This is a genomic window from Streptomyces sp. NPDC048473 (assembly GCF_043200155.1).
In the GTDB taxonomy this organism is placed as follows: Bacteria; Actinomycetota; Actinomycetes; order Streptomycetales; family Streptomycetaceae; genus Streptomyces.
The window spans coordinates 414,302-435,204 of record NZ_JBICXE010000001.1 but is presented as its reverse complement, the minus strand read 5'-3'; the positions used below and the strand labels follow the sequence as shown (position 1 = coordinate 435,204).

Genomic DNA, 20,903 nt, shown 5'->3' with positions numbered 1-20,903 from the left:
CGGCGGGGCGCTCCTGTTTGCGCCCCCGTCCGCCCGGCGCGGCCGTTGGCCGCTCCGTAATCGCCCGACTACTGTCTGCCTGCCGTGCAGCTCCCGGTCGTCGGTCCGCCCGCCCCGGGCGGCAGGGGCTGCGCACATGTGCGTACAGCGGAAGGGAGTACGGCGTCCTGTGGTGTCCCATCGCCGTTCCACACAGCCCGGCCTCAACCGGGGCGTCCGGGTCACTGTTCTGTCGGCCGCCGCGGCGACCGCGGCCGCCACCTTCGGGGCGGCCACCGCGAACGCCGACCCGCAGGACACGCCCCGGGCTGCCAAGGCCCGGGTCGACCGGCTGTACGGCGAGGCCGAGCGGGCCACCGAGCAGTACAACAAGGCCGGTGAGAACGCCGACCGGCTGCGCGGCGAGGTGAAGCGGACCCAGGACCGTGCGGCCCGCGGCCAGGAACGCCTCAACCGGATGCGTACGGCGCTCGGTTCCGTGGCGAGCGCGCAGTACCGCTCGGGCGGCCTCGATCCCTCGCTCGCCCTGCTGCTCTCCTCCGACCCGGACACCTACCTCGACCGGGCGGCCACCCTGGACCGCCTGACCGAGCGTCAGGCCACCGAGCTGCGGGAACTCCAGCAGGCCCAGCGCTCTCTCGCGCAGACCCGCGCGGAGGCCGCCGGGGCGCTGGCCGAGCTGGAGCGCAACCGGGCGGCCGCCACCCGCCACAAACGGACTGTCGAGGGCAAGCTCGCCCAGGCCAAGCAGCTGCTGGACGCGCTGCCCAGCGCCGACCGGGCGGACTTCGAGCGGGCCTCGCGCTCTGGCCGCGGCGACGTGTTCCCGGCCATGGCCGACCTGCCGGCCGGCTCCGCCCGGGCGGCCGCAGCCGTCATGGCGGTCCGGCAGGCACTGGGCCGCCCGTACATCTGGGGGGCCAACGGACCCGCCGGATTCGACTGTTCCGGGCTGATGCAGTGGGCGTACGCCCAGGCCGGGGTCAGCCTGCCGCGCACCTCGCAGGCCCAGCGGTACGCGGGACACATGGTGCCGCTCTCCGAGGCCCGTCCCGGCGACCTGGTCGCCTACCGCGCGGACGCCGGCCACATCGGGATGTACGTCGGCAACGGCCAGGTGATCCACGCCCCGTATCCGGGCGCCCCGGTGCGCTACGACCCCGTCGGCATGATGCCCGTCTCCTCGGTCACCCGCGTCTGACCCGTACCCTCGACCGGGTGGCTGATCAGCGGCGTACCGCACGGCGGGGACGTAACGGAGGACGGCGCACGGCGGGAGTGCTGCTCGCCGGGCTGCTGTTCGCCTCCGCCTGCGCGGCCCCCGACGACGGCGCCGCCCCGGACTCCACCGCCCGCGGTATCCGCGCCACCCTGGACCGCCGTGCGGCCGCCGTGCCGGCCCACGACACGGACGCCTACCTGGCCGCCATAGACCCGCGGGCCACCGGGTTGCGCACGGCCCAGCGCCGGGAACTGGGCAACCTCGCGGACGTACCGCTGAGCTCATGGACGTACCGGCTGACGGATGTGACCGGACAGGGCGCCGACCGGGCCACCGCGGACGTACAGCTGCGCTACCGGATCAAGGGCTACGACGCCGCCCCGGTCACTGCGGACCGGGTGCTCGATCTGAGGCGGGACAGCGCGGACGGCCGCTGGTACATCACCGGCGACCGGGCGGGCAAGGACGGCGGCCGGCAGCTCTGGCAGCAGGGCGATGTCCAGGTGGTACGCGCAAAGCACAGCCTCGTCCTCGGGGTCGGCCGCACGGAGCAGGAGCTGCGCCGGATCGCCCAGGCCGCGGACCGCGCGGTGCCCGCGGTCTCGGACGCCTGGCCGGAACGCTGGGCAGGCCGCGTGGTGGTGCTCGTACCGCGCACCGTGGAGGACATGGCAGGGCTGCTGGGGGCGCCGGCGGCGAACTACCGGGGCATCGCGGCCGTCACCACCGGGCAGACCGGCGGCCCGGACCGGGCGCCCGCGGACCGGGTGATCGTCAACCCTCAGGCGTACGGCGTGCTCAGCACCTTCGGGCGGCGGATCGTCCTCACCCACGAGACCACCCATGTCGCCACTCGCACCCGCACCTCCGCCGCCACCCCGACCTGGCTCTCCGAGGGCTTCGCCGACTGGGCGGCCTACCGCGCCGAGGACCGTACCGCCGCACAGGCCGCGCCCGAACTGGCCGACGCCGTCCTGCACGGCGATCTGCCCGCCGGACTCCCCGCGGACGAGGACTTCCGCTTCGCGGGCGACTCCGCGCGCCTGGCGAAGGCGTACGAGGGCGCCTGGCTGGCCTGCGAGCTGATCGCCGACCACTGGGGCGAGAAGAAGCTGTTCGCCTTCTACCGGGCCGTCGGAGAACACTCAGGGCGGGACGGGGCGGTGGAGCAGGCCATGCAGGAGGTGCTCTCCACGACCCCGCAGGACTTCACGGCACGCTGGCGGGAGTATCTGCGCTCCCGTCTCGGCTGAGCCAGGCGCACGGCTCAGGAGCCGACCGGCTCCGCCTCCCGGCCGACGCCGGACCGGGCGGCCGGCGGCTGCCCGCCCTCGCGCAGCGTCCCGGACACCGTCTGCCGCCACAGCTGCCGGCAGGCGATCAGCGTCGCCGCGACCAGCAGGCCGTTGCGCAGGAACATCAGCGTCACGCCCGTCGCGTCACTGGTCACCACATGGACGAACCCGAGTGGGAACTCCAGCTGGGTGATACCCGTGGCGAGCAGCACCAGAACGGCCGGCAGCCCCATCCGGCTGTCGCGGAAGACCAGGCAGACCGCCGCCAGACCGACCAGCCACAGCATGTACTGGGGGCTGATCACCCGGCTCGTGGTCGTGAACAGCAGCACCGCCGTGAACGCCGCGTCGGCCGGGGTGCTCACCCGGAAGTCACGGGCCCGCAGCCGCCACACCAGCAGCCAGCCGAAGGCCACGCCGGAGAGCCCGAGGGCGAGCGTGCTCACCAGCGGCACATGCGGACCCAGGAACTCCAGCGAGCCGTAGTGCAGCTCCACCCGGCCCTGCCAGCCGAACTGTCGCCACACATGGAAGACCAGCGCCCCCAGCGACTCGACCTCGGTGCCCCGGTCGCGCTGGAAGCCGAGAAAGGCCAGCGCACCGGGCATCGCCACGGTGCACACCACCAGCAGCCCGGCCGCCGCCACCGCCGCGGCCGTCCACGCCCGGCGCGTCCGCGACCCGCGCGCGGTACCGGCCAGGATCAGCACCGGCCACACCTTCAGCAGCGCACCCACGGCGGCCAGCACCCCCAGCACCCGCGGATGCCGCACCCCCGCGAACAGCGCCGCCACCGCCACCGCCGCCACCATCACGTCGTAGCGGGCGTACGCGGTCGTACCGAGCAGCGGCACCCCCGCCACCCACACCCAGGCGCCCGCCGTCCACCGGCCGGTCCGGCGGCCCGCGTACAGCAGCAGCCCCAGCACCAGCCCGTCGCACAGGAACGCGAGGACGAAGAAGGCCGAGGCGTAGTCCAGGAACGGGAGCAGGGCGGGGGAGAGGATGGCGAGCGCGGCGAGGGGCGGGTACTGCCAGGTGACGTCGGACTGCGGGTACGTACCGGTCTTCAGGACCTCGGACCAGCCGTGGTAGATCACCGAGACATCACTGGTCACGTCCGGTCCGGGCAGCGTGATCACCTTCGTGACGCAGAGCAGCAGAGCGACCCTGGTGAGGGCCCACACCGCGAGAGCGAGCCGCGCGCCGGTCGATCCCGTCATGAACGCCTCATCCGTTTCGTCAGTGGGTACTCGGTGGGTACTCGGTGGGTACGAGGAGCCATGATGCCCGCCCGGCCTGTGCGAGAGCCATCCGCCCGGCCGCCCGGTACTGTCGGCCGGGATGGACAAGACCCTGATCGTGACCAACGACTTCCCGCCCCGCCCCGGCGGCATCCAGGCATTTCTGCACAACATGGCACTGCGCCTGGACCCCGGACAGATCGTCGTATATGCCTCCGCCTGGAAGCGTGGCCCCGAAGGCATCGCGGCCACCGCCGCCTTCGACGCCGAGCAGCCGTTCACCGTCGTCCGCGACCGGACGACGATGCTGCTGCCGACCCCGCGGGTCACCCGGCGCGCGGTGCAGCTGCTGCGCGTACACGGCTGCACATCCGTCTGGTTCGGCGCCGCGGCCCCGCTCGGGCTGATGGCGCCGGCGCTGCGCAGGGCCGGTGCCCGCCGCCTGGTCGCCACCACGCACGGTCACGAGGCGGGCTGGGCCCAGCTGCCCGCGGCCCGGCAGCTGCTGGGAAAGATCGGCGAAAGCACGGACACGATCACCTACCTGGGGGAGTACACCCGCTCCCGGATCGCCACCGCTCTCAGCCCCGAGGCGGCGGCCCGCATGGTCCAACTGCCGCCCGGCGTCGACGTGAAGACCTTCCACCCGGACTCCGGCGGGGACCTGATCAGGGCCCGGCTCGGGCTCTCGGACCGGCCCGTCGTCGTCTGTGTGTCACGGCTCGTGCCGCGCAAGGGCCAGGACACGCTGATCCTCGCGATGCCCGCGATCCTGGCGCAGGTGCCCGACGCGGTGCTCTTGATCGTCGGTGGCGGACCGTACGCCAAGGAGCTGAAGCGGCTGGCCGCTCGGACAGGGGTCGGCGACTCGGTGCGCTTCACCGGGCCGGTGCCGTGGGACGAGCTGCCCGCCCACTGCGGTGCGGGTGACGTCTTCGCCATGCCGTGCCGCACCCGTCGCGGCGGCCTCGACGTGGAGGGCCTCGGCATCGTCTTCCTGGAGGCGTCCGCGACCGGACTGCCCGTGGTGGCGGGCGACTCGGGCGGTGCGCCGGACGCCGTGCTCGACGGCGAGACCGGGTGGGTGGTGCGCGGCGGCTCCGTGGAGGAGTCCGCCGACCGGATCGTCACCCTGCTCCGCGACCCGGAGCTGCGGCAGCGGATGGGGGAGCGGGGGCGGGCCTGGGTCGAGGAGAAGTGGCGCTGGGACCTGCTGGCCGAGAGGCTCCGGGCGCTGCTCTGACCCACGTACACGAAAAGAGCCCGCTGGTACGTGAGAGGGGCCCGCACACGGCGTGCGGGCCCCTCTCACGTACTTCCGGTCAGCTCCGGTAGATCGACTCGACCTCGTCCGCGAAGTCCTTCGCCACTACATTCCGCTTCAGCTTCAGCGACGGTGTGATGTGGCCCGCCTCCTCGGTGAACTGGGAGGCCAGGATGCGGAACTTGCGTACCGACTCCGCCTTGGACACCGCGGCGTTCCCGTCGTCCACCGCCCGCTGCACCTCGGCCAGCAGCTCCGGGTCCTCGCGCAGCGACACGGCCGTCGAGCCGGCCGGCTTGCCGTGCTCCTCGGCCCAGCGGCCCAGGAACTCCTCGTCCAGGGTGATCAGCGCGCCCACGAACGGCCGCCCGTCGCCGACCACCATGCACTCGGCGACCAGGGCGTGCCCGCGGATACGGTCCTCGATCACCGCGGGAGCGACGTTCTTGCCGCCCGCCGTGACGATGATCTCCTTCTTGCGGCCGGTGATCGCGAGATAGCCGTCCTCGTCGAGCGTGCCGATGTCACCCGTGTGGAACCAGCCGTCGGCCAGCGCCTCGGCCGTGGCCGCCTCGTTCTTCCAGTAGCCCGTGAACAGGTGCTCGCCGTGCAGCAGTACCTCGCCGTCGTCGGCGATCCGGACGACCGAGCCGGGCAGCGGCTGGCCGACCGTACCGATCTTCTGCCGGTCCCACGGATTGAAGGCGGTGGCCGCACAGGTCTCGGTGAGGCCGTAGCCCTCCAGGACGGTGAAGCCGATACCGCGGTAGAAGTGGCCGAGCCGCTCGCCCAGCGGTGCACCGCCGGAGATCGCGTACTCGCCGCGTCCGCCGAGGACGGCCCGCAGCTTGCTGTAGACCAGCCGGTCGAAGACCTTGTGCTTGAACTTCAGGCCCATGGGCGGGCCCTGAGGAGTACCCAGCGCGCGGCTGTACGCGATCGCCGTGTTCGCGGCCTTGTCGAAGATCTTGCCCTTGCCGTCGGCCTGCGCCTTGGCACGCGCCGAGTTGTAGACCTTCTCGAAGACCCGCGGCACGCCGAGGATCAACGTCGGCCGGAAGGAGGCCAGTTCATCGGTGAGGTTCTTGATGTCCGGTACGCAGCCGAGCTTGATCGGGGCCATCACGGAGGCCACCTCGACCAGCCGTCCGAAGACATGCGCGGCGGGCAGGAAGAGCAGCACCGAACACTCGCCGGTACGGAAGAGGGGCTTCAGCCGCTCCACCACATTGCCGCACTCCGCGAAGAAGCTGCGGTGCGTGAGCACACAGCCCTTGGGACGGCCGGTGGTGCCCGACGTGTAGACGATGGTGGCCGGGTCATCCGCCTTGGCACTCACCATCCGCAGGTCCAGGATCTCGTCCGAGACGTCCTCGCCGATCGCCGACAGCCGGCGGATCGCGTCGTCCTCGATCTGCCAGACGCCCTTCAGAGCCGGCAGATCCGCGTCGACCGAGACCACAGAGGCCTGGTGCGCCTCGGACTCCACGATGCACAAGGTGGCACCGGAGTCGCCGAGGATCCACTGGATCTGCTCGGGCGAGCTGGTCTCGTACACCGGGACGGTGACCGCGCCCGCGCTCCAGATCGCGAAGTCGAGCAGGACCCACTCGTAGCGGGTACGGGAGAGCAGGGCCACCCGGTCGCCCGCTTCGATCCCCGCGGCGATCAGGCCCTTGGCGACGGCTCTGACCTCCGCCAGGAACTGTGTGGCGTCGACGTCGGTCCACACCCCCGCCACCTTGCGGCTCATCACCGCGACATCGGGATGCTGAGCGGCATTGCGGCGGATGAGATCCGTCAGGTTGCCGTCCGAGGGGACCTCGTACAGGGCCGGAAGGCTGAACTCGCGCAAGACTGCTGCTCCTCATCGGGCTCCGGTGCCACGGCTCTGTGTGACGCACCGGCTGCGGTCCAAGATTGGCAGGTGCTCAGTGGGGTGAGCACGACTGGACTGCCCGGACGTTACCCACCAGTACTCGGTTCCCGATAGGGGGTTGCGGCCAGATGTCTTATGCGTCACACACAACCGTGATCCTTGCGCGCACAGTAGTCCACCACGGTTACCACCCGGAGGTCGTCGCAGGTCCGGCGGCCTCTACCCAGGTGGACAGCGGAGTTCTAGGGTGATCGTCATGCCAGCTGGACCGAACAGCCGAGGAACCTCGACCACGCGGCGCACGCGCGTTCATGTGGTCAGCGACGTGCACGGAAACACCGAGGCCCTGGCCCGCGCCGGGGACGGCGCCGACGCCCTGATCTGCCTCGGTGACCTGGTGCTCTTCCTCGACTACGCCGACCACTCGCGCGGCATCTTCCCCGATCTCTTCGGAGTGGAGAACGCCGACCGGATCGTCGAACTGCGCACCGCTCGCCGCTTCGAGGAGGCCCGCGAGTTCGGTCGCGGCCTGTGGGCGGGCGTGGACCGCAACGCCGCGATCGTCTCCGCGGTGCGCAAGCAGTACGCCGAGCTCTTCGCCGCCTTCCCCACCCCGACGTACGCCACCTACGGCAACGTCGACATCCCCGGCCTGTGGCCCGAGTACGCACGCCCGGGCACCACCGTCCTCGACGGCGACCGCGTCGAGATCGGCGGCCGCGTACTCGGCTTCGTCGGCGGCGGCCTGAAGACCCCGATGAACACCCCGTACGAGATCAGCGACGAGGAGTACGCGGCCAAGATCGAGGCCATCGGCCCGGTCGACGTGCTCTGCACCCACATCCCGCCCGATGTGCCGGAGCTGACGTACGACACGGTGGCGCGCCGCTTCGAACGCGGCAGCCGGGCCCTGCTCGACGCCATCCGCAGGACCCGCCCCCGGTACGCACTGTTCGGTCATGTCCACCAGCCGCTGGTCCGCCGGATGCGGATCGGCGCCACCGAATGCGTGAACGTCGGCCACTTCGCGTCCACCGGCAGGCCCTGGGCCCTGGAATGGTGACCGCACCGGCACCGGACCCTGGAACGAGGCGCCGCGCACACGCGATAGCCTTCTGACGGCAGGCCTCTGCCGACGCACCGGTACACCGCACTGGAGGAGCCACGGCGATGGCTGAACACACCAGCTCGAGCATCACGATCGAGGCGGCGCCGGCCGACGTCATGGGAGTGATCGCCGACTTCGCCCGCTACCCGGAGTGGACCGGCGAGGTCAAGGAGGCCGAGGTCCTGGCCACCGACGACCGGGGCCGCGCCGAGAAGGTCCGTCTCGTCCTCGACGCCGGAGCGATCAAGGACGACCACACCCTCGCGTACACCTGGATCGGTGACTACGAGGTCAGCTGGACCCTCGTCAGGTCCCAGATGCTGCGTGCCATCGACGGCTCCTACGCACTCGCCCCGCTCGGCGACGGCGACCGCACCGAGGTCACCTACCGGCTGACCGTCGACGTCAAGATCCCGATGCTCGGCATGATCAAGCGCAAGGCGGAGAAGGTCATCATCGACCGGGCCCTGGCCGGCCTGAAGAAGCGCGTCGAGTCCATCCCGAAGGCCTGACCCGGTGCGTACGGTCCTCGTCACCGGCCCCGGCGGCGCCGGCCGTACCACCGTCGCGGCAGCGACCGCCCTGGCCGCTGCCCGCCGCGGGCGCCGCACCCTGCTGCTCTCCGCCGACGCCATACCCGGCTTCCCCGAAGGCACGGAACCCACCGAGGTCACCGGCGGCCTGTGGTCCGCCCGCATCGACTCCGGCGAACACTTCCGCAGCGAACTCCTCACCCTTCAGGACCAGGCGTCCGGCGTGCTCGACCTGCTCGGCGGGAACCGGCTGGACGGCGAGGAACTCACCGAACTCCCCGGCAGCGACCGGTTCGCCCTCCTGCACGCCCTGCGCCGCGCCGCCGAGGGCGACTGGTCCCACGGCGGCTACGAACTCCTCGTCGTCGACCTGCCGCCACTGCGCGAAGCACTCGCCGTACTCGCCCTGCCCGAACAGCTGCGCCGCTACCTGCGCAGACTGCTGCCCCAGGAACGCCAGGCCGCCCGCGCCCTGCGCCCGATGCTTGCCCAGCTCGCCGGCGTACCCATGCCCGCCCAGTGGCTGTACGAGGCCGCCGCCCGCAGGGACGCCGAGCTGGCCGCCGTCCAGGCGCTGATCGAGGACCGCAACACCACGCTCCGGCTGGTCGCCGAACCCGGCCCCGCCGCCGAGGACGCCCTGCGCACCGCCCGCACCGGACTCGCCCTGCACGGACTGCGCGTCGACACCCTCGCGGTGAACCGGGTACTGCCCAGGCACTCCGGCGACCCCTGGTTCGCGGCCCTCGCCGCGCAGCAGGAGAAGACCATCGACCACTGGTACGAGGAATGGGTGCCCGCGGCAGCCCTGTGCGAAGTGCCCCACCTCGGCCGCGATCCGCGGGGCCTGGACGACCTCACCCTTCTCGACACCGGCGCCGGCTGCACCGTCTTCGAGGAGGCCGGCACCGGTGGCGGCCTCTTCGAGGGCGACGGACTCGCCGCGGAACTGGACGACCGGAACCCCGGCCGGGCCGACGACCCCTGGTGGATCGAGGATCCGAACCTTCCGGACGGCCTCGACGGCGACCGCGTTCTGGTCTGGTGCCTGCCCCTGCCCGGGGCCGTGAAGTCGGACCTCCAGCTGGTGCGCCGCGGCAACGAACTGCTCCTCACCGTGGGCCCGTTCCACCGGATCGTCCCCCTGGAGTCCGGGCTGCGCCGCTGCACCGTCTCCGGAGCCGCCCTCACCGACGGGGTGCTCCGGGTCCGGTTCACGCCGGACCCCGGCCTGTGGCCCAGGACGAGCTGAACGGCGCATCACGGTTCGGGTAACGTCGGTAGTACGAGTCCCGTATGCCGGGCCGCCGGCAACCACGTCGCAGGAGTCCGCCATGAGCGAAGCCACCGATCGTCCCGTCGACGACGACGCGTGGGCGAAGGCCTGCGCCGAGGACCTCGAAGCGGAGAAGGCCCGCCGCCGCGCCCAGCACGGCCCGCAGCCCGGCTCCGCCGCCGAGGAGCTGCGCAAGCTGGTCGACGCCGTGGCCGACAAGGTCTCGTCCCTCCAGTCGCCGCTGTTCGGCGCGGCGGCCCAGGGCACCGTGCAGCAGATCATCAAGCAGGCCAAGTCCGCCGTCGAGCCCGTCATCGAACGCAATCCGGACGTCTTCGATCACATCGCCGCGGCCGGCAGTGAACTTCTCGCCGCCTACCGCTCCGCCGTGGAAGGCCAGGAACGCCGCTGGACCCAGGGCGCCGGGGACCCCGCAGGCACCGAAAAGAAGGCCGACGACCCCACCGACCCCCGTGATGAGGGCCCCGCCGCGGGCGAACACATCGACCTGGACTGACCGGCACGGATGGGCCGGGTCCCCGGCTCGGGTACCGTTGGCCACAGCGGGGCTCGACCGAAACTGAGGGATTCATGGGACTCACCATCGGCGTCGATATCGGCGGCACGAAGATTGCAGCTGGAGTGGTCGACGAAGAGGGACAGATCCTCTCGATGTTCAAGGTGTCGACCCCGCAGACGGCTGAAGGCATTGTGGACGCGATCGCGGCAGCCGTGTCCGGCGCGAGCGAGGGCCACCAGATCGACGCCGTCGGCATCGGCGCCGCCGGATATGTCGACGACAAGCGCGCCACCGTGCTGTTCGCGCCGAACATCAACTGGCGGCACGAGCCACTGAAGGACAAGGTCGAACAGCGCGTCGGCCTTCCGGTCGTCGTCGAGAACGACGCCAACGCCGCCGCCTGGGGCGAGTACCGCTTCGGCGCCGGCCAGGGCCACGACGACGTCATCTGCATCACACTCGGGACCGGTCTCGGCGGCGGCATCATCATCGGCAACAAGCTGCGCCGCGGACGCTTCGGTGTGGCCGCCGAGTTCGGCCACATCCGGGTCGTCCCGGACGGGCTGCTCTGTGGCTGCGGCAGCCAGGGCTGCTGGGAGCAGTACGCATCCGGCCGCGCACTCGTCCGGTACGCGAAGCAGCGCGCCAACGCCACCCCCGAGAACGCCACGACCCTGCTGTCGCTCGGCGACGGCACGGTGGACGGCATCGAGGGCAAGCACATCAGCGCGGCCGCCCGGCAGGGCGACCCGGTGGCGATCGACTCGTTCCGCGAGCTGGCCCGCTGGGCCGGCGCCGGACTCGCCGACCTCGCCTCGCTCTTCGACCCGTCCGCGTTCATCGTCGGCGGCGGCGTGTCGGACGAGGGTGAACTCGTCCTCGACCCGATCCGCAAGTCGTTCCGGCGCTGGCTGATCGGCGGCGAGTGGCGCCCGCACGCCCAGGTGCTCGCGGCCCAACTGGGCGGCAAGGCAGGCCTGGTGGGCGCGGCGGACCTGGCCCGCCAGGGCTGAACCACCCGGAACCTGACAGAGCCGGACGCCCGCCGCGCCCCCCAGGGGAGCGGCGGGCGTCCGTCGTATCGTGAGACGCATGGTCCTGACGCCGCTGCCCGACTCCCGTACCGAGCCGGATGGTTCGGCCGTCATCAGAGTGCTCAGCTACAACGTCCGGTCGATGCGCGACGACTGCGAGGCACTGGCCCGCGTCATCAGCGCCTGCGCCCCCGACCTCGTCCTCATCCAGGAAGCCCCGCGCTTCTTCCGCTGGCGCAAGCGCGCCGCCTGGCTCGCGGCCCGCACCGGCCTGGTCGTCCTCAGCGGCGGCGCCACGGCGGCCGGGCCGCTGCTGCTCTGCTCGCTGCGCGCCACCGTGGAGCGGACACAGGACGTGCTGCTGCCGCTCACCCCCGGACTGCACCGCAGGGGCTTCGCCACGTCGGTGGTACGGATCGCGGGCACCCGGATCGGTCTGCTGAGCTTCCATCTGAGCCTGCAGCGCGAGGAACGCCTGACCCAGACGGAGATGCTGCTGGACCGGCTGGACGCGATGGGTGTCGAGCACGCCATCGCGGCCGGCGACCTCAACGACGTACCGACCGGGACCGCGTTCCGGCGGCTGGCCGGGCGGCTCCAGGACTGCTGGGCCGTCCGGCCGTGGGGTGACGAGAACACCTTCTCGCCGGACCGTCCGCAGCGGCGCATCGACGCGGTGTTCGCGACGGGCGGGATCGAGGTGCTCGGCTGCGGTGTCCCCGCAGGGCTACCCGGTGTCACCGACGCGGACCTGCGGGCGGCCACGGACCACCTGCCGGTGCTGGCGGCCCTACGGGTGCCCGCGACCAGGCCCTGAGCCGCTCGGCAGCAGCTCAAGGCCTCCTCGACGGGTCCGGTCTCAGACCACCGCCCCGCGTCCGGGGTCGTCGCCGTCATCGTCGTCGTCGGCCATCCGCGCCACCAGCGTGACGAAGCCGCCCAGGAAGCCGCCGACGCAGACCGTCGTGAGCCACCAGGTCATGTCCCACCGCAGCAGCACCGCGACCAGCATCAGCACCGGACCGCCGACGACCGCGAGCCAGGCGAACTTCGCCGTGACGTCGGCCTCCGGCAGCGGCGGCGGCTCCGGGGGGACGAAATGCCCCTCGTCGCTGTCGTCGATGTCGCCGTCCTTCGGCTCCTCGACCTCGTAGTCGCGCGGACCGGCGACGCCGGGCGCGAACACGATCGAGCTGCCGAGCGGCTTCTCCGGCGGCTTCGGAGTCTTCTTCCCGACTCCCTTGTCCGGATCCAGGACGCCCGACTGATCGTCCTCCGGCAGTGCGAGGTCCTCGATCGACCTGAACGGCCTGGCGCCCGGCGGGTCCGGCGGCTCGTCGCCGTACCCCGCGACGATCGCCTTCCACGCGGCGTCCTCGTCGATCGACCGGTCGGACGGCTCGCCATCGGCGCCCGGCGGCACCTTCGGGGCAGCAGCATCCTGCGGACCCGTGCCGTCGTCGGGCACGGCCGCCCCCTCTGCGGGGAGCGCAGCTCCTTCCGCGGGAAGGGGCTCGCGCCCCTCCTCGCTGCCCGCGCGCTCCGCGTCGTGCTCAGCCACCTGACGTGCTCCCCTTCTTTCCGACGCTCGGAGCGAGGCGGCCGATGAACGAAAAGCTCTCGTCGAAGATCCGCTCCGCATCGTGGTCCAACGTCGCCACGTGGTAGCTCTGTTCCAGCAGGATCTCCTCGACATCCGTCGATGACACCCGGCTGAGGATCCGGGCCGAGTCGGCGGGCGGCACCACATGGTCCTGCGGGCTGTGCAGCAGGACGATCGGCTGGGTGACCTGGGGCAGCTCGGCGTCGACCAGGCGGAAGAAATTCCGCAGCGAATGCGCCGCGTGCAACGGCACCCGGTCGTACCCCACCTCGGCGGAGCCCTCCAGGGCGATATCGCTCGCCAGCCCCTTCGTCGTCCGCACCAGATGGCGGGCGACCGGCAGTGCGTACGCCGACAGGCCGTGCACCTTGTTCGCCGGATTGACGAGCACCAGACCACTGATCGCGTCCCCGTGCTTCGCCGCCAGCCGCAGCGTGAGCGCGCCGCCCATGGAAAGCCCGAAGACGAAGACCTGGCTGCACCGCTCCGACAGGTCCCGCAGCTCCCGGTCCACCTCCGCGTACCAGTCCTGCCAGCCCGTGAGCTGCATGTCCTCCCAGCGGGTGCCGTGCCCGGGCAGCAGCGGCAGCGAGACGGTGAGCCCGCGCTCCGCCAGGTAGTCGGCCCAGGGGCGCAGCGACTGCGGGGAACCGGTAAATCCGTGACAGAGAAGGACGCCGACCTCTCCGCCCTCGTGGCGGAACGGCTCGGCTCCAGGCAGGACCGGCACCGGGGTCTCCTGTTCGTGAGGCTCGAAGGGGAGCGAAAGGGGGGAGTGCAGAAGGATTACTTCACCGTACGCGACCGGACCGACACCGACCAGGGTCGTCACGGCCCCGGCCACCGCTTCGGCTCCGTGCCGGGCGGGAGCGCGGACGGCGCCACGGGTTAAGGTCTGTCGGACAGCACACAGGAGGCACCCGAGTTGATCTACGGCGCAATGAAGTTCTCCATCGGCGGGTCGTTGAAGCTCGCCTTCAGGCCATGGGTGGAGGGCCTGGAGAACATCCCCGCGCAGGGACCGGCGATCCTCGCGAGCAACCATCTGTCGTTCTCCGACTCCTTCTTCCTGCCTGCCGTCCTGGACCGCAAGGTCACCTTCATCGCCAAGTCCGAGTACTTCACCGCGCCCGGTGTGAAGGGCAGACTGACCGCCGCCTTCTTCAAGGGTGTCGGCCAGCTCCCGGTGGACCGCTCGGGCGCCCGCGGCGCCGGTGAGGCGGCCATCAAGGCGGGCATCGAGGTCGTCGAGAGCGGCGGGCTCTTCGGTATCTACCCGGAGGGCACCCGCTCGCCCGACGGCCGTCTCTACCGCGGCAAGCCCGGCGGACTCGCCCGGGTGGCGCTGGCCACCGGAGCGCCCGTCATCCCCGTCGCGATGATCGGCACGGAGAAGATCCAGCCGCCGGGTCAGGTGATCCCCAAGCTGATGCGCCCGGGGATCAGGATCGGCAAGCCGCTCGACTTCAGCCGCTACCACGGCATGGAGGGGGACCGCTTCATCCTGCGCTCGGTCACCGACGAGGTGATGTACGAGATCATGAAGCTCTCCGGCCAGGAGTACGTCGACATCTACGCGACCGCTGCCAAGCGGCAGATCGCGGACGAGGCGAAGCGCCGTGCCGAGGAGGAGAAGCACGCGGGCACAGAGCCCGGAACGCAAGGGTGAGGGAACGGTCCGGCGCGTAACCGCGTCGTTTCCGTCCGGGGGTGGGGAAATGGCCAGGCGCGAGCGGGTCGTACGTATGTCGGTCGAGCAGCCGCTGTGGAGTGCGCTGACGGCGTACCGCATTCTGACGATGCTCTACGCGGTCCTGCTCGCCGTCTTCGGCCGGGACAGGTACGACCGGCCGTGGGTGGCCATCGCCTTCCTGGTCGTGATGGCGGCCTGGACGCTCGGCACACTTCCGAAGGTCGCGGGCGCCGTCGCCTGCACCAAGCGGTTCCTCGGCGCCGACCTGGCTCTCGCTCTCGTCGGCATCCTCCTCACCCCGCTCGCCGACTTCGAGGCCCAGCACGTCGACGGCCCGACGCTGCCGTCCATCTGGACCGCGGGCTGCGTGCTGGCCTTCGCGATCAAGGGCGGCTGGCGCTGGGCGGCCTTCGCCTCCACCTTCGTCGCCGTCGCCAACATCGTCGAGCGCGGCGAGCCCAGCCGGGACACCTTCCACAACGTCCTGCTGGTCTGGGTCGCCTCCATTGCCATCGGTTACGTCGTCGAGGTGGCCAGGGCCAGTGAGCGCACCCTCGCCCGCGCCCTGGAGATCGAGGCCGCCACCCGCGAGCGGGAACGGCTGGCCCGTGACATCCACGACAGCGTGCTCCAGGTCCTCGCGATGGTGCAGCGCCGAGGCACGGCGCTGGGCGGCGAGGCAGCCGAACTGGGCAGGATGGCCGGGGAGCAGGAAGTCGCCCTGCGCACCCTGGTCTCCAGCGGTCTGGTGCCCACCACCCGGGTCTCCGAGGACGCCGCCGAAGGCGCCGTGGTCCGCAGCGTCGAGGTCGACGACGAACCGTCCGGTCAAGCCGACTGCGATCTGCGCTCCCTGCTCGCCCCACACGCCGGCTCCCGGGTCAGCTTCGCGGAGCCCGGCGCTCCGGTCCTGCTCGCTCCCGAGGCGGCGAGGGAGCTGGCGGCCGCTGTCAGTGCCGCCCTGGACAATGTCAGGGTCCACGCGGGGGAGAATGCCCAGGCCTGGATCCTCGTCGAGGACTGGCCGGACGAGGTGATCGTGACGGTCCGGGACGACGGCCCCGGCATCCCGGACGGGCGGCTCGCCCAGGCCGAGGGGGAGGGGCGGATGGGGGTCGCCCTGTCGATCCGGGGAAGGCTGCGTGACCTGGGCGGCACGGCGGAGTTGATTTCGGTGCCCGGCCAGGGCACCGAGGTCGAGTTGAAGGTTCCGAAGGTTTCACGGGGGAAGGCAGGATCAGCCAGATGAGCACGCAGAACATCCAGGGTGCCGAGGAGCGGACCATCAGGGTGATGGTCGTCGACGACCACCCGATGTGGCGCGACGCCGTCGCCCGCGATCTTTCCGAGTCCGGTTTCGACGTGGTGGCGACCGCCGGTGACGGACCGCAGGCCGTCCGCAGGGCGAAGGCCGCCACCCCCGACGTCCTCGTACTCGACCTCAACCTGCCCGGCATGCCCGGTGTACAGGTCTGCAAGGAGCTCGTCGGCTCCCACCCCGGGCTGCGTGTCCTGGTGCTCTCCGCGAGCGGCGAGCACGCCGACGTACTGGAAGCGGTGAAGTCCGGCGCCACCGGCTATCTGCTCAAGTCGGCAAGTACGCAGGAGCTGACCGAGGCCGTGCGGTCCACCGCCGTCGGTGACCCCGTTTTCACCCCGGGCCTGGCCGGGCTGGTCCTCGGCGAGTACCGCAGGCTCGCCTCCGACCCCACGCCCGTCGCGTCCGACGTACCCAAGGCCCCGCAGCTCACCGAGCGCGAGACCGAGGTGCTGCGGCTGGTCGCCAAGGGACTCTCGTACAAGCAGATCGCCGAGCGTCTGGTCATCTCGCACCGCACCGTCCAGAACCACGTCCAGAACACCCTGGGCAAGCTCCAGTTGCACAACCGTGTGGAGCTCGTGCGGTACGCGATCGAGCGCGGCCTCGACGACGTCTGAGCGCATCGGAGCCGGCAGCCAACCGTCCGGCATTGCACGGGAATTGACCCTCCGACCCATCCCTGGGTGACCTGGATCACGATTAGCGTGGTCGGCAGCGAGCTCACTTCGGCGAAGGGATGCTTCCATGCGGGTCGGAGTACTGACCGGGGGCGGCGACTGCCCCGGGCTCAATGCGGTCATCCGAGCCATCGTCCGCAAGGGCGTGCAGGAGTACGGCTACGACTTCATCGGATTCCGGGACGGCTGGCGCGGCCCGCTGGAGGGCGAGACGGTGCCGCTCTCCATCCCGGCGGTGCGCGGCATCCTGCCGCGCGGCGGCACCATCCTCGGTTCCTCGCGCACCAATCCGCTCGGCGCGGAGCACGGCGTCCGCCGGATCAGGGACAACCTCGCCAAGTACGAGGTCGATTCGCTCATCACGATCGGCGGCGAGGACACCCTCGGCGTGGCGGCGACCCTGTCCGACGAACATGGCATCAAGTGCGTCGGTGTTCCCAAGACCATCGACAACGATCTCTCCGCCACCGACTACACCTTCGGATTCGACACGGCCGTCGGCATCGCGACCGAGGCCATCGACCGGCTGCACACCACCGCCGAATCCCATATGCGGGTCCTCGTCGTCGAGGTGATGGGCCGTCATGCGGGCTGGATCGCGCTCCACTCGGGGCTGGCCGGCGGTGCGAATGTCATCCTCATCCCGGAACAGCGCTTCGACATCGACCAGGTCTGCGCCTGGGTGACCTCCCGTTTCAGGGCGAGCTACGCACCGATCGTGGTGGTCGCCGAAGGAGCCATGCCCGCGCAGGGCGAGATGATCCTCAAGGACGGATCGCACGACTCCTTCGGCCATGTCCGGCTCTCCGGCGTCGGCGAATGGCTGGCCAAACAGATCGAGAGCCGCACCGGCAAGGAGGCCAGAACGACCGTCCTCGGCCATGTCCAGCGCGGCGGCACCCCCAGCGCCTTCGACCGCTGGCTGGCCACCCGCTTCGGCCTGCATGCGATCGAAGCCGTGCGAGACGGCGACTTCGGCACGATGGTCGCCCTGAAGGGCACCGACATCGTGCGGGTGCCGATCGCGGAGGCGACCGCCCGGCTCAAGACCGTCGATCCGGCTCTCTATGCGGAGGTGAGCGTCTTCTTCGGCTGAGCGGCGCGATCGGGGGGCGAGCGGCGCACCCGGGAGCGAGCGGCGCACCGGGGGCATGGGCCGTATATTCGCGATGACCGGCCCATGTCCCCCTGATCTGCTGATCTGTGCGATGAACGGGAGAAGTCGTGGAAATCCTGGCATTCGGTGTGCAGTCCGACGAGAAGCCGCTGCTCGAGAAGGCCTTCGCCGGACAGCACGAGGTCCGCTGCCTGGACGTCTTCCTCACCGAGGACACCGCCCCCATCGCGGCGGGCTACGAGATCGTCTCCACCAGCGTCAACGCCGACCTGGGCAGCAGCGTTCTGCAGACCCTCGCAGCGGGTGGCACGCAGATGATCGCCCAGCGCTCCACCGGCTTCAACAACATCGATCTCGACGTCGCCGAGCGGCTCGCCCTGCGGGTCGCCCGGGTCTCCTTCTACTCGCCGTACTCGGTCGCAGAATTCGCCTGGACGCTCGCGATGGCGGTCAACCGCCGCATCATCCGGGCCGCGAGCCGCACCCGCGACTTCGATTTCCGGCTCGACGGCCTCCTCGGCCGGGACATGCACGGCCGCACGGCCGGCGTGATCGGTACGGGCAAGATCGGCGAGGCCTTCACCCGGATCGCTCACGGCTTCGGCATGAAACTGCTCGGCTGGGACATCGTCGAGAACCCCGCCTGCGCAGGGCTCGGCATGAAGTACGTCGAGAAGGAACAGCTCCTCGCCGAGTCCGATCTGATCAGCCTGCACGTCCCGCTGCTGCCCTCGACCCATCACATCATCGGCCAGGACGCCCTGGCACACATGAAGGACGACGCGATCCTGATCAACTCCAGCCGCGGCGGACTCATCGACACCACGGCGCTGGTCGCCGAGTTGCGCGCCGGCCGTCTCCTGGGTGTCGGACTCGATGTGTACGAGGCGGAGGCCGGGCTCTTCTTCCTCGACAAGTCCCTTGAGGGCGTCGACGACGACACGCTCGCCCGGCTCGTCACCTTCCCGAACGTCGTCGTGACCTCGCACCAGGCGTACTACACCCAGGACGCCGTGGCCCAGATCATCGACACCACCGTCCAGAACGTCGCCGACTATCTGGCCGACCGCCGCAGCGACAACGTCCTCGTCCCGGTGCTTTCCCGGTGAACCGGGACCCCGAAGCTCCTCCGGGATCCCGTCCGCCCCTTCAGGTGGCTACCGGCAGTCCCGCCAGCAGCTCGGCCACGATCGTCGCGCCGCGCAGTGTCAGTACCGACTCCGGGTGGAACTGCACCGAGGCGAAGCCCGGTCCGCGCAGCGCGTGCAGCTCCCCGGTCGCCGCGTCCAGGCTCGCCTCGACACCGTGCGCCGCCAGCCCGGTGGCCGCACCGTCGTCGCAGCGCGCGATGAAGCTGTTGTAGAAGCCGACCGTCTCCGGCCGTCCGAACAGATCGATCCGGGTCTGCGTGCCCTGGTACGGCACGGTCTTGCGGACGATCTCCAGACCCAGCTCCGCCGCGATCAGCTCATGGCCGAGACAGACCCCCAGCAGCCCGTGCCGGTGATCACGGACCAGTTCCGCGGCGAACTCGCGCAGCAGCCGCATCTTCGGGTCGGTGGTGTCACCCGGATCCCCGGGCCCGGGGCCCAGCACGACCGGACCCTCGTGCGCCCGTACGCGCTCGCGCAGCCCCGGCTCGTCGTAGCGGCGCACCGACACCTCCAGACCCGAGGAGCGCAACAGATGCGCCAGCATCGCGGTGAAGGTGTCCTCCCCGTCGACCACCAGCGCATGACCGGACAGCTCGTGCGTACGCTCCTGCATCCGCAGCCAGAACGGCGCGAGACCGTCGCGCCGGGCGTCCAGCGCCGCCTGCACCTGCGGGTCGCCGGCCAGCACCGGACGCGCCGCCCCGGCCCGCGGCCGGCCCGGTCGCACCCCCAGCGCGGTCAGCACCCCGGCCGCCTTCGCATGGGTCTCGGCGACCTCGCTGTCCGGATCGGAGTGGCGTACGAGCGTCGCCCCGACCGGTACCCGCACATGCCCGTCGGCCGAGATGTCGGCGGTACGGATCAGGATCGGCGAGTCCAGGGTCTGCGCCCCGCCCGGCTCCTGCCGCAGCAGCGCCAGCGCGCCCCCGTAGTACCCGCGCCCGTCCGGCTCGTACCGCTCGATGACCCGGCAGGCGTTCTGCACGGGGGAGCCGGTGACCGTCGCCGCGAACATGGTCTCCTTCAGCACCTCCCGCACATCCAGCGAGGAACGCCCGCGCAGCTCGTACTCCGTGTGCGCGAGATGGGCCATCTCCTTGAGCCGCGGCCCGACCACCACCCCGCCCATGTCGCCGACGGTGCACATCATCTTCAGTTCCTCGTCGACCACCATGGAGAGCTCGTCCCGCTCCTTGCGGTCGGAGAGGAAGGCCAGCAGATTCTCGACGGTCGGGCCCTCGGCGGGGTAGCGGTACGTCCCGCTGATCGGGTTCATCACGACCGTCCCGCCGGACATCCGCACATGCACCTCCGGGCTGGCACCGACGAGCGTCCTCTCCCCGGTATGCACGACGAACGTCCAGTACGCGCCCCGCTCACCGGCCAGCAGCCGCCGGAAGAGGGCCAGCGCGTCGGCCCGGCCGAAGCCGGGGATCTCGCCCCGGAAGGTCCGCCGGACGACGAAGTTCGCGCCCTCGCCCTGCCCGATCTCGTCCTCGATGACCCGCCGGACGATCCCGGCGTACTCCTCGTCGGGGACGTCGAAGGCGCCGCCCTCGACCCGCACGTCATGGACCGGCAGATGGTCCAGCACCTCGGCCGGCGGCAGCTCGTACGTCTCCTCCGCGACCAGCACGGACAGCGGCGTCCCGTCGTCGCGCACATCGAAACCGCGCTCGGCGATCTGCCGGAACGGCACCAGGGCGAGCGAGGGCAGCGCACCGACCGGGAGATCGGCGAGCCGGTCCGCTTCCCGTACCCGGCCGATCAGCACCTCGACGGTGTCCTGGTCGCGGCCGGGGGTGCGCCGGCGCAGCAGCGCGAACGGCGGGCAGTCGTCACGGAGAAGCCTCTCGATGACGAGGCCGGTGCGGTGAGGCTGAGACATGGGGGTGTTCCTTCCGGATGGAGGAACGGCTCCCGAAACGCAGAGAAGGCCGCCCCTCGGGCGGCCTTCGCGTGG

Annotated in this window: 19 protein-coding genes; 14 read left to right on the top strand and 5 right to left on the bottom strand. The window is 71.1% G+C overall.

Translation table 11 applies throughout. The features are described 5' to 3' along the window. Positions 1-169: 169 nt before the first annotated feature. Together ACGFU7_RS02035 and ACGFU7_RS02030 are read left to right on the top strand one after the other, a co-directional pair. A complete protein-coding gene (locus ACGFU7_RS02035; protein ID WP_393691340.1) occupies positions 170-1,201 on the top strand; it encodes an NlpC/P60 family protein in 1,032 nt (343 codons plus the stop codon). Positions 1,202-1,218: 17 nt separating this feature from the next. Further along, complete coding sequence (locus ACGFU7_RS02030) at positions 1,219-2,475, top strand: hypothetical protein (RefSeq protein WP_393691338.1); 1,257 nt, start codon at positions 1,219-1,221, stop codon at positions 2,473-2,475. A 14-nt stretch (positions 2,476-2,489) separates the two neighbouring features. Here the strand turns inward: ACGFU7_RS02030 and ACGFU7_RS02025 are convergent, their stop codons facing one another. After that, a complete protein-coding gene (locus ACGFU7_RS02025; protein ID WP_393691336.1) occupies positions 2,490-3,740 on the bottom strand; it encodes a glycosyltransferase 87 family protein in 1,251 nt (416 codons plus the stop codon). Between the two features lie 121 nt (positions 3,741-3,861). Here ACGFU7_RS02025 and ACGFU7_RS02020 point away from each other — a divergent pair, with 121 nt between their 5' ends. After that, positions 3,862-5,004, top strand: a complete 1,143-nt coding sequence (locus ACGFU7_RS02020; protein ID WP_393691334.1) for a glycosyltransferase family 4 protein — start codon at positions 3,862-3,864, stop codon at positions 5,002-5,004. Between the two features lie 79 nt (positions 5,005-5,083). Here ACGFU7_RS02020 and ACGFU7_RS02015 read toward each other — a convergent pair whose 3' ends face one another. Beyond that, on the bottom strand, positions 5,084-6,880 hold the full coding sequence (locus ACGFU7_RS02015; protein ID WP_393691332.1) for an AMP-dependent synthetase/ligase: 1,797 nt from the start codon (positions 6,878-6,880) through the stop codon (positions 5,084-5,086). A 280-nt stretch (positions 6,881-7,160) separates the two neighbouring features. On the opposite strand from ACGFU7_RS02015, the gene ACGFU7_RS02010 reads away from it, so the two are divergent. From ACGFU7_RS02010 to ACGFU7_RS01985, 6 genes are all read left to right on the top strand, one after another. Continuing rightward, complete coding sequence (locus ACGFU7_RS02010) at positions 7,161-7,967, top strand: metallophosphoesterase (protein ID WP_393691331.1); 807 nt, start codon at positions 7,161-7,163, stop codon at positions 7,965-7,967. Positions 7,968-8,074: 107 nt separating this feature from the next. Continuing rightward, positions 8,075-8,524 carry an SRPBCC family protein gene (locus ACGFU7_RS02005; RefSeq protein ID WP_393691329.1) on the top strand — a complete coding sequence of 150 codons (450 nt, stop codon included), beginning with the start codon at positions 8,075-8,077 and terminating at the stop codon, positions 8,522-8,524. Between the two features lie 4 nt (positions 8,525-8,528). Continuing rightward, complete coding sequence (locus ACGFU7_RS02000; RefSeq protein WP_393691327.1) at positions 8,529-9,797, top strand: ArsA family ATPase; 1,269 nt, start codon at positions 8,529-8,531, stop codon at positions 9,795-9,797. 82 nt (positions 9,798-9,879) lie between these two features. Continuing rightward, positions 9,880-10,338, top strand: coding sequence for a DUF5304 domain-containing protein (locus ACGFU7_RS01995; RefSeq protein WP_393691325.1), 459 nt, complete (start codon positions 9,880-9,882; stop codon positions 10,336-10,338). A 74-nt stretch (positions 10,339-10,412) separates the two neighbouring features. Beyond that, positions 10,413-11,354, top strand: coding sequence for an ROK family glucokinase (locus ACGFU7_RS01990; protein ID WP_393691323.1), 942 nt, complete (start codon positions 10,413-10,415; stop codon positions 11,352-11,354). A gap of 79 nt (positions 11,355-11,433) precedes the next feature. Next, complete coding sequence (locus ACGFU7_RS01985) at positions 11,434-12,192, top strand: endonuclease/exonuclease/phosphatase family protein (RefSeq protein WP_393691321.1); 759 nt, start codon at positions 11,434-11,436, stop codon at positions 12,190-12,192. Positions 12,193-12,234: 42 nt separating this feature from the next. On the opposite strand, the gene ACGFU7_RS01980 is transcribed toward ACGFU7_RS01985, so the two are convergent. Both ACGFU7_RS01980 and ACGFU7_RS01975 read right to left on the bottom strand, forming a co-directional pair. Further along, positions 12,235-12,936: a hypothetical protein gene (locus ACGFU7_RS01980; RefSeq protein ID WP_393691319.1), complete on the bottom strand. Its 702-nt coding sequence runs from the start codon at positions 12,934-12,936 to the stop codon at positions 12,235-12,237. After that, the gene (locus ACGFU7_RS01975) at positions 12,929-13,708 is read right to left on the bottom strand and encodes an alpha/beta hydrolase (RefSeq protein WP_393691317.1); all 780 of its coding nucleotides are present in this window, start codon (positions 13,706-13,708) and stop codon (positions 12,929-12,931) included. Before ACGFU7_RS01975 ends, ACGFU7_RS01980 begins: the two co-directional genes overlap by 8 nt. Positions 13,709-13,903: 195 nt before the next feature. On the opposite strand from ACGFU7_RS01975, the gene ACGFU7_RS01970 reads away from it, so the two are divergent. The 5 genes from ACGFU7_RS01970 to ACGFU7_RS01950 all read left to right on the top strand — a co-directional run bounded on the left by ACGFU7_RS01970 (position 13,904) and on the right by ACGFU7_RS01950 (position 18,895). Continuing rightward, entirely contained in the window at positions 13,904-14,647 is a 744-nt protein-coding gene (locus tag ACGFU7_RS01970; RefSeq protein WP_393691315.1) for a lysophospholipid acyltransferase family protein, read from the top strand. Between the two features lie 49 nt (positions 14,648-14,696). Further along, positions 14,697-15,920 carry a MacS family sensor histidine kinase gene (gene macS, locus ACGFU7_RS01965; protein ID WP_393691313.1) on the top strand — a complete coding sequence of 408 codons (1,224 nt, stop codon included), beginning with the start codon at positions 14,697-14,699 and terminating at the stop codon, positions 15,918-15,920. After that, a complete protein-coding gene (locus ACGFU7_RS01960) occupies positions 15,917-16,609 on the top strand; it encodes a response regulator (protein WP_393691311.1) in 693 nt (230 codons plus the stop codon). The genes macS and ACGFU7_RS01960 overlap by 4 nt, the downstream gene beginning before the upstream one ends. A 127-nt stretch (positions 16,610-16,736) precedes the next feature. Further along, entirely contained in the window at positions 16,737-17,765 is a 1,029-nt protein-coding gene (locus tag ACGFU7_RS01955) for a 6-phosphofructokinase (RefSeq protein ID WP_393691309.1), read from the top strand. Positions 17,766-17,893: 128 nt separating this feature from the next. Continuing rightward, entirely contained in the window at positions 17,894-18,895 is a 1,002-nt protein-coding gene (locus ACGFU7_RS01950) for a 2-hydroxyacid dehydrogenase (protein WP_393691308.1), read from the top strand. 40 nt (positions 18,896-18,935) lie between these two features. On the opposite strand, the gene ACGFU7_RS01945 is transcribed toward ACGFU7_RS01950, so the two are convergent. After that, positions 18,936-20,828 carry an anthranilate synthase family protein gene (locus ACGFU7_RS01945; protein WP_393691307.1) on the bottom strand — a complete coding sequence of 631 codons (1,893 nt, stop codon included), beginning with the start codon at positions 20,826-20,828 and terminating at the stop codon, positions 18,936-18,938. Between the last annotated feature and the right edge of the window lie 75 nt (positions 20,829-20,903).